Here is a 15,251-nt window from a genome sequence, read left to right on the forward strand (position 1 = left end):
TTGCCACCCCTGCAGCCAAGGCTAGCGGTGTCATGGGCAAGCAGCGAGTGGACCTAGGTCCAGTCGGCAGCGGCCCGTGGATGCGGATACTGGGCGCGCCCCCAACCGGAAGCGGTCCCCGGTACTCCTTCATCCACGACTCACGCACGAGGATCTGGCCATGAAATCCGGAATCGATTCGATCAAGGCGGTACTGCTGGTGTTGTGCAGCTGGCTGGCGATGGCGGGCAGCGCGGTTGCCGCTGGCCCGGCCGGTCATTGGGATATCGGCCTTTACGGCAATCTGTTCGGCGCCCGCGAGTACCAGGTATGGGTGCCGGCCGGCTATGACGACAGCCAGCCGCTGCCGCTGCTGCTGGTGCTGCATGGCTGTGTGACCGGGCCGAACCTGATGGGCGAGGCGTCAGGCTTCAATGATGTGGCCGACACGGAGGGGTTCATCGTGGTCTACCCCCGGCAGAACGTCACCTCCAATCCGGCCCGCTGCTGGAACTGGCAGCTGCCGATCAACCAGGCCCGCGACAGCGGCGAAGCCTCGATCCTGGCCGGCATCGTGGACAAGGTGAAAGCGGGCTACAGCGTGGATCCGCACCGTGTCTATGTCACCGGCATTTCCGCGGGCGGCGCGATGACCTCGATCATGCTGGCCTGCTATTCGGATGTGTTCGCCGCTGGTGCCATCCATTCCGGCGGCATGTTCAAGGGCGCAACCACGATTTCCGGTAGCGCCTATGCGTTGCTGGCCGGCAGCATCTATTCGCCTGACAGCAATGGCCGGCTGGCCTGGCAGTGTTCGGGCTCGCCATCGCCGCGTCCGATCCCGGTGCTGGTGTTCCATGGCAGCGCCGATCTCACCGTCAATCCGGTGAACGGGCAGCAGGCCGTGCGCCAGTTCCTGCAGACCAATGACCTGGCCGACGATGGCCTGGACAACGATTCGGTGAAGTACCTGCCGACCAGCACCTACCAGGGGCAGGTACCGGGTGGGCGCGCGTACACCGTGGACACCTATGCCTATGGTGGCAGGACGCTGGTGCAGCACTACGTGGTGCAGGGCATGGGGCATGCCTGGAGCGGCAGCCAGTCCGGCCTGCCGTTCACCGACCCGAAGGGACCGGATGCCACGCTGATCACCTGGTTGTTCCTGAAGGACTACCAGCGCTGAGGGGAAGGACAATCCTTGCCGTTGCGGGAGCCACGCGCTCCCGCATCCGTCAACGTGGCTCCTGCGGCCGCTGATCGTCGGCGTCCGATGCCCGCTGCCGAGTGCCTCGCTCCGCCAGGAAACGCTTGGGCGGCGCACCCACGGTCTTGCGGAACATGGTCACGAACGCTCCGGCACTGTCATAGCCCAGGTGGTCCGCAACGGCCTGTACTGTCCTGCCTTTGGCCAGCAGCGGCAGCGCGACCACAACATGCAGCTGCCTGCGCCAGCGCCTTACGCTTAAACCGGTTTCTCCAGAGAACAGGCGCGACATGTTGCGCTCGCTCATTCCAATCCGGCTCGCCCAGACTTCAAGCGTTGCCCGTTCGGCTGGCGTGTCCAGCATTGCGTTGGCAAGCCGGCGCAACCTTGCATCGGATGGCATGGGCAGATGGAGCCACTCCGGTGGCGCGGCGATCAGCTCATCCAGGAACACGGCCATCAGGCGGTCCTGCGCGCTGCCGGGCTCGTAGTGCCCGGGAAGGGCGGACGCCCGCTCCAGCAGGGCCTGCATGAACGGGGTGATCGCCATTGCAGCGCAGTGCGTCGGCAGCCCCGGCACGACACCGGGTTCCACGAACACCACGAACCCGTGCGGCCGCCCACTGCTGCTGGCCCGATGGGACAGGCCACCGGGAATCCAGATCGCACCCTGTGGGGGAACCACCCACAGGCCGGCTGCAGTCTCCAGCATGATCAAGCCGCGCGTGGCAACCAGCAGCTGTGCCTTCCGGTGCGCATGGAAGGGCATCTGCCAGGCATCTGGAATGGGGTCCAGCCCAAGCACCATCACCGGAAGATCGACACGGTCCGGATAGTCGGGCCCAACCTCGCTCAGCCCCGCAATCGAAATCTCCACGCCGGACCTACGACTCAGAGCTACGCCGGGCAGTACGGCGGCGCTTACTCGTCATCGCGTGCCGACACCGCTTCGCGCCTGTGCCAGATACAGATCAGTCCCATCAGGACATGGACGATCGGCGCGTCCTTTCCTGTGGTTTCGGTGGTCCGTGGCTGTTCAATCACGCTGACATCCTCTCTTGTTGAGGATGGGAAGCGTATGCGGCAAGCCCGCAGGCGTCATTCGACAGTTCCGCCAGGTGATTCACCAATCCGGCCATCTCTGTCGACGTGGCCCCAGGGAAGGGAGGGTTCGGCCCAGGATTACAGCGCCGGAACCGTGATCCTCTGCAGGTCGAGCTTGGCCCTCAGAGCGTAGTGCTTGCGGGTGACCGGCACGACGCAGGTCAGGCGAGGATCGACATAGTCCTTGAACAGCGGCGGACGCGGGGAAGACAGGTAGAACCCGCGATCCTGCTTGACCGCCGCCGGCAGCAGAACCTCGCTGAGATCGCTGTCGGTGGCATCGGTCACGATGCAGGGTGCATGGCGGAAGCCGAGCTTGCGCAGCAGGTACAGGCGGTGGGAGCCGTTGGTCAGGACCGTGCGGTTGCCGAACCGGGTGGCACTGATCAGGTTGTCACTGAAACCCAGATAGATGACGACGGCGTGGCTGGCTGCGCCGAATGGTTCATAGTTGGCGATGGCAGCCGGATCGAGGGTCGCCACGTCGAGGAAGCGCAGGTCGTTCGAGGTGGACGCGAACGTGTAGCTGCCATCGGACTGGGTGAACCGCACTTCCGGATGTGCATGGCTGCCGCTGCGGGCGACAAGCTGCATGACCTCCTGCGCGGTGGGCGAGGCGGTCAGGGATGCCGCCAACTGATCGATGTGACGCAGGTTGATGCACTCCTGGAAGATCACCAGTCGATCGATCTCGACCATCTGCCAACTGCGTGGCAGAACACTCGTCATCCGGTGCATCGAGGGTTGTCGCAGCGTCTGCTCAGCCAGCGGCAGCATCTCATCCGCCAACGCATGGACATTGATGGCGTCGGCCTCACCGGCTTCCTCCCGCTGCAGCCGCAGCACCTCGGCACGAGCCGTCCGCCAGTCCTCCACCAGCGCAGCCTCGTCGAAGCGTCCCGGTGGGCAACGCTCCCGTACAAAGCGGATGAACTTCGGCAGGGGAAACATCCCCTTCAGCAGAAGCGTGGGATCCAGCCCGTCAGCACTGATTTCGGTGTTCATCCCTCTTGCCTTTCATGGGTCGCATCGACAGCGGGCCGTTGGCGTCGTTCGTCACGCCAAAATAATATGTTATATCGTAACATTCCGATGCCTTGGCGGCAATCGCCCCGCAATGTGGCGGCGATGGTGGCTTGGCTGCTCCGTATCCAATGCAACGCGATCCAACGCAACGCATGGATACATCCACTGACTAGAGGAGATGTTCATGAACGAGCTGATTGAGCTGGGTGTAGTGGCAGGACAGCAGAACCCTGAGGATCAGGGTGCGGGTGGCGAACTGGTCGAGCTGGGCTCGGTGGTTTCGGAAACGAAGGCGCACAACCATGGCACGTTGTGGGATGGCGTGTTCCCGACCACGTCGCCCTGATCTTCCGCACAACGTCGCATCTGCGGTGCATGCTCTGCATGCACCGCTTCTCCGGTTCCGGCGCAGGAGCGCATGATGGAGCAGGCAGCCGCCCCGTACTTCCTGTCAAAGCACGCGCACGTCTGTGTCACCGGCGATGCCATGGTGATCCTGGACCAGGCCACGGGTAAGTATCTTTCCCTTGAAAGACGCGGCGCCGCGGGCCTTGGCCACCTCATTCTCGATTGGCCGCTGCGGCCCGATGGCGCAAGCATACCCACGCTTCTGCAGGCCCTGATCGACCGCCGCTTGATCACGGCGGACCCGCTGCAGGGCAAATCCGCCGCCAGCCCTGCCATTACGCTGCCACGGCACTGGGTGCGCGAGGGCGCACCTCGCGGCCGTCCACCGATCATGGCGCGGGACCTGCGTCGTTTCATTGTCTCGTGTGCCCATGCCGCCTGCAGCAGAACATTCCTTCCTTTCAGTGCCACGGTGTCTGCCGAGCGCCGTCGAGCGGATCACCACCACGGCACGCATGTGAGCATCGAAGAACTGGCGTCGCGGGTCCGGGTGTTCGACTGGCTACGACCCCTGGCCTTCAGGAAAACTGATGAGTGCTTTCTCTACTGCCTGGCGATGCGCGAGTTCCTGTCGAAGTACGGCATCGTGCCGCGCTGGGTGTTCGCGGTCAGAACCCAGCCGTTCGCCGCGCATTGCTGGCTGCAGCATGGCGATCAGGTGCTGACCGACATTCCCTTCAACCTGCGCCGGATGGTTCCCATTCTGGTGCTGTAACGAAACCTGCCATGTACCGATACATCGCCGTGCTTTGGAACACCCACTCGGAATCCGCGACGGCGCAGGCGGAACGGATCGTGGAAAGGATCGGCGCCAGGCTGCCCGGCATCGCCTGCGTGATGAATGGCAATGGCGCAGCGATCCATGCGCAGAGTGACAACCACGGCTACTTCGAATGCCGCCGTGCGAACTCCCTGGTAGTACTCGGCAAGCTGTTCCACAAGGATTTCGGCGCAGGCGCCGTGCCTGGGTGCGTTAACCTGGATGCCGAAACAGCGGACGACGCCTGCAGCAGCCAGGGGCGCAGCATCGTCGAACGGTGCTGGGGCCGCTACGTGGCGCTGGGCTTCCAGCAGGAAACTTCGAGCTGGTTCGTCCTGCGCGATCCCGCTGCGGAGATCCCGTGCTACATGACCACAGTGGGTCAGCTGACGTTGGTCTTCTCCAACATGGAAGACTGCCTGATGCTGGGCCTGCGCGATTTCAGCGTCGACTGGTCCTTCCTGTCGTACTCGCTGCTGTACCCGTTTCGTGATGGCCTGCAGACCGGCTTCCAGGAGGTCACGGCGGTCGAAGCGGGCGAGGCGGTTTCAATCCGTGATGGTGAGCCGGTGGGCCGGTACTGCCCGTGGGACGTGGTGCGGCTTGCCCGCGACCAACCGATCGAGGATCTGGAAGAGGCCGTGTCGCTGGCCCGTACCACGCTGCTGGGGTGCATCGCCGCACTGGCCAGCCAGCACCGACGCATCCAGCTGCAGCTGTCGGGTGGACTGGATTCGTCGATCATCCTGGCCGGCTTGCTGCATGCACCGTCAGCACCGGAGGTGACATGCATCCATCACTACGATGACGGCATTGGCGCCGACGAACGGATGTTCGCGCGGATGGCGGTGCAGGGGGCTGCTGAATCCTCGGGCAGGCGCTGCGAATTCATCGAGTACCGGCGGCAGCCACACTGCGCGCTGGAAGAGATCATGGCCTTCCCGCGCACGGCTCGGCCGGCGCATTGCTCCGGCTATCTGCTCCATCGCCATGACGTGGACTTCGACGGCAACACCGTGCAGTTCACCGGCGTCGGTGGTGATGCGGTGTTCCTGCGTTTCAAGGGCAATGCCGCTGCGATCGACTACGCCTGGCGACGTGGCATCGACCGGACGTTCTTTCGCGTGGCGTTCGAAACCGCGCAGTCTGGCGATTCTCTGTACGGTGTACTGAAGGACGCGGCCGTGCATGGCCTGCTGAAGCGACCGGGCAGCATCAATGGCCGTTGGGGCAAGCCCTGCCCATGGGTGCGGGTGGACCTGTCCGAACAGGACGGTCTGCAGCCGGCCTGGTTGCGGCATGCGCAGGCGCAGGGCCATCGCGTATCACCCTACAAGCTGGCCCATATCGGCCGGATGGTGTTCCCGACCAGCGTCCTTGATCCGTTCGAAGGCGCCGGCCACTGGCATGGTGTATCGCCGATCAGTGCGCAGCCGCTTGTTGAACTGTTCGCGCGCATTCCGCTGAACCTGCTCATCGCAGACGCAGAAGACCGCACCATCGCGCGGCGTGCCATGAAGGGACTGTTACCGGATGCGCTGCTGTCGCGGAAGGTGAAATCCTATCTGGATGATCACTCCGTGGCGGTCACCCAGGGGCACCAGCAGTTCATAAGGAATCTGCTGGTTGACGGCATGCTGGCCAAGCGCGGCTATCTCGACAGCGCGCTGGCCGATGCGGGCATCCAGCAGGTCAGCCCGGACCACTCGTCGCAGGTGCTGGGCATCTTCGGCCCGCAGATCAACATCGAGGCGTGGCTGCGGCGCTGGTCAGGCGGGCATGGCCCGCAGGCGGCCGCGGTGGCCTAGGTGCTGCGGCTCATCTCTTCCAGGTACAGGCTCTCAAGATCGTTCGCGGTGATCGTGCTGGCATCCAGCGTCCTGCGCAGGCGGCCGGCCCGCATCAGACCGATCGTGGTAGCCACTTCCCGGGCGCGGAACAGATCGTGGGTGGCCATCAGGATCGCCGTGCCGCGATCACGCTGCCGCACGATCAGCTCGTGGAACTCGGCTGACGCCGTAGGATCCAGGCCCGAGGTGGGTTCATCGAGCAGCAGTGCCCTGGCTTCCTTGACGATGGCCAGTGCGATACCGACCTTCTGCCGCATGCCCTTGGAATAGAGACCCACGCGTCGCCCGAATGCGTCGGTTGCCAGCCCGGCGGACCTGAGTGCGTCCTTCAACCGCGCAGGCGAGCGTTCCTCGACACCGGCCAGGCGCGCGAAGTAGTCCAGATTCTCGTAGCCAGTCAGCTCGTCGTACAGCGCCACGGTCTCGGGGATGTACAACAGCCGGCGGCGTACCTCCTGTGGTTGCTGGTGCACGCTGAGTCCGTCCACCTCGGCTGCGCCGGAGGTGGGTTTCAGGAAGCCAAGGAACAGCTTGATGGTGGTCGACTTGCCGGCACCGTTGGCGCCCAGCAGGCAGAAGATCTCGCCGGGCCGCACCTCGAAGCTGACGTCATCCAGCGCCCGATGCGCACCGTGTTGCTTGACCAGGTTTTTTGCAGACAGCATGGGGGAGGCTCCTCAGGGCGTTGCCAGCCGGCCACACAGCGCACCGGCCGCAACCAGGACAATCAGGGTGGCGATGATCAGTGCGGCGAGATCGGCGGGGACACCGCGCTGGGCGACGCCGGCTGCTTCGTGGAACTGGAAGTGGGGCAGTGCCTCGTACTCATCGAGGGTCTGTGGCGCGTCGCGGTCCAGATAGCCTTGATGCAACAGCCGGCGTGCCTGCCAGAACGCGTCGACCTGCTGCTGGAAGGCGAGTGCGCGGTCGGCGTCGGATCCGGCGATGCGATCAAGCGCGTCCTGTGCCGCCACAGACGGCAGCAGCAGCCGCACCCTGTCGAGCAGGCGACGGCGTGCCGCTTCGGCCTGTGCATGCGACGCGATCAGGGGCGCCAGCTCACGGTCGGCGGCGACCCGGTCGGCGTAGGCCTGCCGCGCTGCGTCGGGGATGACCGGAGGTGGCGAACGCAGCGGCGCGGGATGAGCGAGGTGCTCGCGCTGCTGACGCTTGCTGATATCGGCAAGCGTCGCCTTCACTTCGGTGGCGAACCGCATCTGTGACGGTGGTGGTGCGATCAGGTTCACCGCGGCCAGGGTCATCGACGGCGCCATGACCACGATCAGCAGCCACAGCGCACCGGCAGAGATGGCGGCCTCGGTGGTGCGGCGGGCGAAGCACCCGATCAGCAGCGCCAGCGCCAGCCAGAAGCCACCATAGGCGAGCACGGTCAGGGCCAGCATGGCCAGGCCTGCAGCGCTCCGGGCACCGGACCAGGCCGCCACCACGAGGATGATGGCCAGCGCCGGCAGCAGTACGACGACACCACGGGCCAGCACCTTGACCACAAGCAGCTGCGCCACCGCAACCGGCTGCGACAGCACCAGCGCCGCGATGCCGCGCTCGCGCTCGCGGGACCACAGGTCATAGGTGGCCACCAGGACGACCAGCGGCAACAGGAAGACGATGACGAAGGCCAGATCGAACCGGCCCGCAGCGCGTGCCGCGGGATTGCCGATGTCGGCCCACACATGCTTGAGCAGCTGGGTCGGATCGCCCAGTGCGACCACATCGGCGGTATAGGGATAGGCATCCGCCTGGCCGATCGACAGCGGCGCCATGGCCGTGGGCGGCAGCACCGGCTGCGCACGAGGCAGCACCGAGGGCGCCTTGCCGACGAAGACCCGGCTGCGGTCCCTGGTCTGCTGCTCCTCCACCTTGATCAGGCCGATGGCGGTTTCGCGCTGGTCGACCCACACCCGGCCATTCCATGCCGCATAGGCACCCAGCGCCAGCAACAGCACCAGCAGGATCGGCAGCGCTCGATCTCGCAGCAGGCGGCGGATCTCATGGCCGGCAATCGACAAGGCGCTCATGGGCGTGTTCCCAGGCGCCGCGCCGACACCACGACCACGCCGCATGCCAGCAGCACCCAGGCAAGCAGAATGGCGAAGCTCACCGCCTGCGCCGCGAAGATGTCAGCCAGGCGCTGCTGCTGGGGGCGGTAGGGCACCGAACGGGTGATGGTCGCGATATCGGCAACATGTTTCCCGCCCGGCGGTGCCTTGTGCCGCTTCACGTCCTGGTTGAGTGCCTGGATCAATCGGTAGCGGTAGTCCTCCACGCCGCGCAGGAACGCCAGATGCGCGGAGAAATCCGTGCGCGCGAATGCGCGCGACCACGACTGCAGGGCCAGGGTTGGGGAAAGGACGGCGAACAGGCGCTGCGTTGCGTCCTGCTGCTGGTAGCTGGCATGCAGGCGATCAAAGTGGCGGTTGTAGGTCTGCGTGGAATTCGCCTCGGCAAACTCCAGGGCGACGCCGCGGAAGTTCACCGGCAGGTCGTCCACCTTCTCGACCTGGTAGCGGGCCATCAACGCCGCGCGCAGGGCATCCAGGCGCTGGTCTGCCGGATCATGGCCATCCACGCCGTTCTCCGCTTCTTCGGTGACGGTGGCCCGGAACGAGGGTGCGGACGGAGTGGGGTGCAACGACTCGGCCACCGCCGGCGCCACCCGTGGCACCAGCAGGGTGGACACCACCCAGAACCCCAGCAGAATTACCAGCGACGTCCGTGCCGAACTGGCAAGTGCCGATACCCCGACCGTGAGCGCGCAGAACACCAGCAGATACACAGCGTAGGCAGCGGCCATGGCAAACAGGGCTGCAAGGTCCGCCATGCCGCCGTGCAGGCCTGCCATGCCGGGAAGACTGAACACCAGCATGGCCAGCACCAGCAGCAGCGATGTGGTTGCCAGGGCGATCAAGCGCCCGCCGATCAGCACGCCGGCCGAGGCACCGGTGCCGAGCTCCTGGCGCAGCGTCTCGCGGGCGACGTCGCCGGACAGCATCGCGAACCCGGCCAGGATGATCAGCAGTGGCGCCACGACCTGCAGCGCCCAGGCGGCGGAGAAGCCATCGAAGCGGCTGAGCGCAGTGCCAGCCTCCGTCGCGCGGTGCCGGGCCGGGTTCTGCGCGTGGCCCTCGATGAACACCGAGGTCCCCAGGAAATCCGTGAGCCCCGGATCCAGCGCCGCCAGTGGCCGCACTGGTGCGGGGATGGCTCGGCCCACATGGGCGGCGGCATGCGGATCGATGGTGCCCTGGCTGTCCCAGAGCCGCGCTTCTTCTTCACTCACCGCCTGGCGCTCGTGCGCCTGCATCGACAGGCGCGCGGCGCCGCTGGCTACCGATGCACCCGCGAGCAGCAGCAGGGCAAGAGCGAGCCACAGCACGCGTCGCTCGCGCCACATCAGCGTGAGCTGGGTCGCGGCGACACCCAGCGTCTGCTGGATCGCCATCGCGGGCCTGGACAGGGCAGGGAAGCCGGCGCGCATGCGAAGGCCTACCAGCGGTGGGTCAGCGACATGGACAGGAAGCGGCCCAGCGCTGTCGCATTGGTGGGGTCGTAGCCGGTGTTGATGCTGTTGACGATGAACGGCGGATCCCGGTCGAACAGGTTCTGCACGTTGAACGCAAGCGAGGTGCCACGCTGCGGGTCCGCTGACGCACCGAAGTGGTAGGCGAGGTTCAGATCGACCGTCGTCCAGGAGCTGACGTGGGGCCGGGCGACATTGGCGGGGTCGCGATAACTGTCCACGTAGTTCACGAAGATGCCCGCCGCGGCCTGTTGCCGGCTCAGCGCAATGCCACCGCGCATCTTGAGGTCCACCGGGTAGTACACCGAATTCACCGCATCCACCTCGGGTGACGTACTGGTCACACGACGCTTTGATTCGATGATGTACTGCCCGGCCAGGCTCATCGCGATGCGGGTCTGGCCGGCATCAACGTCATAGCCGGCGCTGAAATCGACACCGCGCTGCTGGGTGAAGGCGTTGTTGCGGAAGCGGTTGTCCAGGATCACCCGGCTGTTGGTTTCGTCCGTTCCCGGTGGCAGCGCATACGGCCCCACGCGCGAGACGAACAGGCCCAGCCCCGAGATGCCCAGCTGGCGCGCCTGCTGGATCTGCTGCTGGGTCGGATTGCTGGTCAGGATGTCCGCGTAGGGTGCCGTGGACTGCAGGAACAGCGACGGGAAGCTGCCGCCGAAGCCACTGCCGATCCGGTCGGCGTATTCGATGTGGTAGTAGTTCGCATCGATCTTGAGCCCCGGCAGCGACGGCGGCGCGAATGAGAAACCGCCGGTCCAGGTCTTGGCCCGTTCGGGGCCCAGGTCGGGATTGCCATTGGAGAGCATCATCAGGATGGTGTTGCCGTTGGCTGCGCTCGGATTGGGCACGTTCGCCACCACCACGGTGTTGTTCAACTGCATGTCCTGGTACACCGGCGCCCGGTAGGAACGACCATAGCTGGTACGGAACGAAAGCCCCTGGGTCGCCTCCCACAGCAGGCCGAGCTTGGGGTTCAGCGTGGAACCGAAATCGCTGTAATCGTCATAGCGCGCTGCCGCAGTGAAGGACAGGCTGCGCACGCCCGGCATGTCCTTCAGCAGCGGGATGTTGAGCTCGCCGAAGGCGGACCTGATCGTTCGATGCAGGTCGAGTGGCTTTTCCAGGCCGCGATGATCGATCAGCTCATAGCCATCGCGGCGGTAGCCCGCGCCGAACGCCGCGCGTATCGGCCCGGCGGGCAGGCTGAACAACTCGCCGTCGGCGACCACATCAAGGTAGCGGGATTCGGAGTTCGTATCGGTCGGTGGCGCCGTACTGGCCGAACTGCCGGTGATGGTGGTGCGCTGATAGGAAACGTCACTCCTGCCGAACCCGGAATTCAGGCGCGCCTGCCACTGGCGCGGAAGATCCAGCGTGAGTCCGGCGAACAGGTCGAACTGCCGCGTGTGCGGGAACAGCCGGGTTTCGTCGGCGGTGCCGGAAATGGTGGTATCCATCTCGCGCTTGGCGAACGAGCCGGTCACGTTCAGGGTCAGCACATCGCTGAGCTGCTGGACGCCGTCCACATACAGGCTGTGGCGCTTCGAACCGGGGTAAAGGTCGTACGGTTTGACCCGCACATTCTTCGAGAAGTCCTTGTCCACCGCCGGCAGGTTGCTCTGCTTCAGGAACTCGTAGCTGGCCAGCACATGGCCGCCATCCCACGACCAGCCTGCCGACTGCGATGCCTGGTACTCCTCCATGCCACCGGCGGTGACGGTGCCGTAGCGCACAGCGGTCTCATACCCGGTGAAGTCGCGGCGCAGGATGATGTTGACCACACCACCGACGGCGTCGGTGCCGTAGATGGCCGAGGCACCATCGGTGAGGATCTCAACGCGTTCCACCGCACTCAGCGGTATCAGCGAGACGTCTACGTACTGGTAGCGGTTCGACGAGGTCACGCGATGGCCGTTGATCAGGGTCAACGTGGTGCCGGTTCCCAGGCCACGCAGGTTGATCGCGGTGCCCTGGCCGAAGTTGTTGCCGGTATCGCGGTCGACGCCAAGGTTGGCGACGTTCGCACCATTGGCACCTCCGCCGAAGTTCTGTGGCAGTTTCTCGAACAGCTGCTGCACGGTAGCCACGCCGGTGCGGTCGATGGCCTCCTTGTCGATCACGATGATCGGGGATGCGCCGCCGCCAATGGCATCGCGGATGTTGCTGCCGACCACCAGTACCTGATCCAGGGTCGCAGTCGGTGCCTGGGGCGCTGCGCCAGCCGCTTTCGAACCGCGGTCATTGCCGGAGTTCTGGGCCAGTGCGGGCAGGCTGGGCAGCAGTGCAGCGGCAATGCTGAGGGCCATGAGCGCGCGTGGCATGGCAGCGGATACGTTCGTCATTCCCCGGTCCATCAATCCCATCCGAAAGTGGCCTGCGACGTGGCGACGTCGCTCCTGAATGGATATGTTATAGCATATCATTCAAGGGTGTAGTCCACGCCGGAACAAGGCCGATGAAGAAGACTGCTGTTCCGCCGCCCGTCGCTGAAATCCTGGGCGCGTACTGGAAGGCTGACCGCAGGCTGCTGCTGCTCATCGCCGGCAGTGTCCTGTTGTCCAGCCTGGCCAGCGTTGCTGCGCCGTACCTTTTCTCGCGCCTGATCGACCGGTTGCCCATCGACGGGGCCAGTGCCCTGGCGGGGGGATTCCTGCTCTACGCCTTCATCCTGGGCGCGGGCAGTGCCCTGCAGAACACGGTGCAGTACCTGTCGTTCCTCAGCGGCGAGAACCTCGGCTTCATCACCAGTACCCGCTACTTCGCCCGTCTGCTGAAGAAGACCAACAGCTTCTTCCTGGACTACAACGCCGCCGAGCTGCAGGTGGCAGGGGAGAAAGGCCGTGGCGCGCTGAAGATCGTGGTGCAGCTGGGGCTGGTGGCCTTCATTCCCAGTGCGCTGCAGATCCTGTTGACGCTGATAACGTTGGGTGCGTTGATCAACCTGCAGGTGGTGGCCATCGTGCTGGCCTACGGCACGGTAGCCGTCACGCTTTCCGCCATCGCTACCCGGCGTGCACGCATCCATCGCGAAGCGGCGGTCGAGGCCGGGCAGCAGAACGCGCGCTTCGTCGGCAATGCCATGAATGCCATGGAGACGCTGCGCCAGTTCGGCGGCAGCGCCTGGATGGTGCAGCGCTTCGAGCAGAAGGCCCAGGAGGTGCGCGACAGCTGGCGCGCCTACGTACTGCAGCGGATCGGCTTCATTGCACTGCTGGGCATCGGCCTGGCGGTCGAGTTCATCGTTACCTTCCACCTGTTGCTGCCGCGCTACCAGAGCGGCGGCCTGAGCGTCGGCGACATCGTCCTGTTCAACTTGCTGCTGCTCCAGCTCAACATGCCGTTCGAGATGATTGCCCGTTCGATCGATGACGTCGCGCGCTCGTGGAGCATGCTGGCTCCGCTTTCCACCTTGTGGGCGGCGCCCGAGGAGCGACAGGCAACCGACGCCCAGCGCTTTGCGGGTGAAAGCGGCCGGCTGGCGTTCGAGCGCGTCAGCCACCGCTATGGCAACGGTCGCGGGGTAAGTGATGTGTCCTTCGAGGCCGAACGTGGCGGCATCAATTTCCTGATCGGGCCAACCGGGGCAGGGAAGTCGACCCTGTTCAAGCTTGCCCTGAAGTCGATCGATCCCCAGTGTGGCCGGATCCTGGTCGATGGTGTTGACCTGTCCCGGATCGACCGTGCGGCGTGGCATGCCGCCGTCGCAGTGGTTCCGCAGGATGTCATCCTGCTCAACGAAAGCCTGGCCGACAACATCCTGCTGGGGCGCGCGCGCGATGATGATCGGTTACGGCATGCCGCACGCAAGGCCTCGATCCTGCCGTTGATCGAGGCGCTGCCCGAGGGCCTTGAAACGACGGTGGGCGAGCGTGGCCTGAAGTTGTCCGGCGGTGAGCGCCAGCGCATCGCGATAGCCCGTGCACTGTATGGCGAGCCAGCGATCCTGTTCCTGGACGAGGCAAGCTCTGCGCTGGATGAAGCCACCGAGCGCGAGATCATGGACCACATCCGCGCACTGGCGAACGATGTAACCGTGGTGGCCATCACCCATCGGCGCGGTATCGTGAGCCCGACTGATCGGGTGATTGATCTCAGGGGCGATGCTTAGGGCCAGGAGGCGCTCCGCAGCCAGCGTGTTCGCCTCCACAATCGGCTATCGTGGGCGCTCTTTCCTGATCGCCCTTCAAGCGCCAACGCATGGAAGCCACTTCGATGACCGTTCGAAACAGACGTTGGTTTCATGCCTTCGTCGTGTCCGTCGTACTCCTTGGTGCCGGATGCACGGGCGGGAAGGCGCCATCGAAGGAACCGGGGGCAGAGATCGACGAGGTTGCGCAGACCCTGATCGAGCAGCCCTTGCTGCACTCGGCCTCCATTGGCGTGGTGTATCGGGGCAGGACCTTCATCCGCCATCGCGGCGATATGGTGGCCGGTACAGCCGGCGCGCCGACCGATGCCACGCTTTATGAGATCGGCTCACTGAGCAAGACGCTGGCCGGCACCTTGATGGCCAATGCGGTGCTGGAAGGCAGGGTGGGCCTGGAGGATGACGTTCGCACGTACCTGCAGGGCGACTATCCCAACCTGCAGTACCAGGGCCAACCCATCCGCGTCCGCCACCTGCTGTCGCACACCAGTGGCCTGCCGAACATGCTGCCGGAGCGCGCGAACACGGTACTGGAGGACTTTACCGATCACCGCACGCCGGGCGAACTCAATGCGCTCTACGCGCACTACGGCAAGACGGATTTCCTCCGGGACCTGCACGCCGTACAGATCCCGCGGATGCCAGGGAAGGAGTACGCCTACTCCAGCGCAGGGACCGAGCTGGCGGCGCATGTTCTGGAGGTGGCCTACAAGACCGACTACGCGTCACTGCTGCGTGGCTTCTTCAGCGACTCCGCGGCGATGACCGGCCTCCGGATCAGGCTGGATGATGCCGAAGCGCCGCGGTTGGCGGCCGGCTATCACAGCGACAATCCCGTACCGACCACGCCGATGCCGCAGTTGCCATGGGGCGCTTCCGGAAACGTCAAAGCAACCGTCCCGGACATGGTGAAGTACCTTCAGTTCCAACTGGCCAATGGGCCGGTGGTAAAGGAATCGCATCGCGCCCTGGCCAGATTCGACGACGAGTTCAGCATCGGCTACTTCTGGAACATCGTCGCCGGCGATCGCCAGAAGGGCGTCTACTATGCCCACCACGGTGGCGTACCGCGCTCACAGTGCTACATCTACATCATGCCGGAGCACGATCTGGGCATCTTCGTGATCACCAACCAGAGTGGCGACCAGACCGCGCATGCCATGGAAGCGGCGATCGATGCCCTGGTCGGGAAGATTGCTGCAAGCGAGACCCCATAG

At 65.0% G+C, this 15,251-nt stretch carries 12 protein-coding genes; 6 read left to right on the forward strand and 6 right to left on the reverse strand.

Translation table 11 applies throughout. The features are described 5' to 3' along the window. The first annotated feature begins 160 nt into the window (after nucleotides 1-160). Nucleotides 161-1,165 carry an extracellular catalytic domain type 1 short-chain-length polyhydroxyalkanoate depolymerase gene (locus AC0Z6F_RS08550; RefSeq protein ID WP_485617044.1) on the forward strand — a complete coding sequence of 335 codons (1,005 nt, stop codon included), beginning with the start codon at nucleotides 161-163 and terminating at the stop codon, nucleotides 1,163-1,165. Nucleotides 1,166-1,214: 49 nt separating this feature from the next. Here the strand turns inward: AC0Z6F_RS08550 and AC0Z6F_RS08555 are convergent, their stop codons facing one another. Next, nucleotides 1,215-1,736: a helix-turn-helix domain-containing protein gene (locus tag AC0Z6F_RS08555; RefSeq protein WP_478467697.1), complete on the reverse strand. Its 522-nt coding sequence runs from the start codon at nucleotides 1,734-1,736 to the stop codon at nucleotides 1,215-1,217. Between the two features lie 632 nt (nucleotides 1,737-2,368). Continuing rightward, the gene (locus tag AC0Z6F_RS08560) at nucleotides 2,369-3,295 is read right to left on the reverse strand and encodes a hypothetical protein (protein WP_153675667.1); all 927 of its coding nucleotides are present in this window, start codon (nucleotides 3,293-3,295) and stop codon (nucleotides 2,369-2,371) included. Nucleotides 3,296-3,500: 205 nt separating this feature from the next. On the opposite strand from AC0Z6F_RS08560, the gene AC0Z6F_RS08565 reads away from it, so the two are divergent. From AC0Z6F_RS08565 to AC0Z6F_RS08575, 3 genes are all read left to right on the forward strand, one after another. Next, complete coding sequence (locus tag AC0Z6F_RS08565) at nucleotides 3,501-3,662, forward strand: hypothetical protein (RefSeq protein ID WP_175392811.1); 162 nt, start codon at nucleotides 3,501-3,503, stop codon at nucleotides 3,660-3,662. Nucleotides 3,663-3,737: 75 nt separating this feature from the next. Then, nucleotides 3,738-4,439 (forward strand): lasso peptide biosynthesis B2 protein, encoded by a 702-nt coding sequence (locus AC0Z6F_RS08570; RefSeq protein WP_485617045.1) that lies wholly within the window; start codon nucleotides 3,738-3,740, stop codon nucleotides 4,437-4,439. 11 nt (nucleotides 4,440-4,450) lie between these two features. Next, nucleotides 4,451-6,292, forward strand: coding sequence for an asparagine synthase-related protein (locus AC0Z6F_RS08575; RefSeq protein WP_485617046.1), 1,842 nt, complete (start codon nucleotides 4,451-4,453; stop codon nucleotides 6,290-6,292). Here the strand turns inward: AC0Z6F_RS08575 and AC0Z6F_RS08580 are convergent. Genes AC0Z6F_RS08580 through AC0Z6F_RS08595 form a run of 4 tightly spaced genes read right to left on the reverse strand, consistent with a single transcriptional unit; the run spans nucleotide 6,289 to nucleotide 12,229 of the window. Continuing rightward, nucleotides 6,289-6,999, reverse strand: a complete 711-nt coding sequence (locus AC0Z6F_RS08580) for an ABC transporter ATP-binding protein (RefSeq protein ID WP_012511111.1) — start codon at nucleotides 6,997-6,999, stop codon at nucleotides 6,289-6,291. The two genes, AC0Z6F_RS08575 and AC0Z6F_RS08580, sit on opposite strands and share 4 nt — an antisense overlap. 12 nt (nucleotides 7,000-7,011) lie before the next feature. Continuing rightward, nucleotides 7,012-8,370 (reverse strand): ABC transporter permease subunit, encoded by a 1,359-nt coding sequence (locus tag AC0Z6F_RS08585; RefSeq protein WP_485617048.1) that lies wholly within the window; start codon nucleotides 8,368-8,370, stop codon nucleotides 7,012-7,014. Continuing rightward, on the reverse strand, nucleotides 8,367-9,830 hold the full coding sequence (locus AC0Z6F_RS08590) for a DUF3526 domain-containing protein (RefSeq protein ID WP_485617050.1): 1,464 nt from the start codon (nucleotides 9,828-9,830) through the stop codon (nucleotides 8,367-8,369). The genes AC0Z6F_RS08585 and AC0Z6F_RS08590 overlap by 4 nt, the downstream gene beginning before the upstream one ends. Nucleotides 9,831-9,838: 8 nt before the next feature. Then, a complete protein-coding gene (locus AC0Z6F_RS08595; RefSeq protein WP_232273966.1) occupies nucleotides 9,839-12,229 on the reverse strand; it encodes a TonB-dependent receptor plug domain-containing protein in 2,391 nt (796 codons plus the stop codon). Between the two features lie 113 nt (nucleotides 12,230-12,342). On the opposite strand from AC0Z6F_RS08595, the gene AC0Z6F_RS08600 reads away from it, so the two are divergent. Together AC0Z6F_RS08600 and AC0Z6F_RS08605 are read left to right on the forward strand one after the other, a co-directional pair. Further along, nucleotides 12,343-13,995, forward strand: coding sequence for an ABC transporter ATP-binding protein (locus AC0Z6F_RS08600; RefSeq protein WP_448122988.1), 1,653 nt, complete (start codon nucleotides 12,343-12,345; stop codon nucleotides 13,993-13,995). Between the two features lie 104 nt (nucleotides 13,996-14,099). Further along, nucleotides 14,100-15,251: a serine hydrolase domain-containing protein gene (locus AC0Z6F_RS08605; protein ID WP_485617051.1), complete on the forward strand. Its 1,152-nt coding sequence runs from the start codon at nucleotides 14,100-14,102 to the stop codon at nucleotides 15,249-15,251.

Source organism: Stenotrophomonas sp. 1L-E-5-B-C3 (assembly GCF_057292075.1).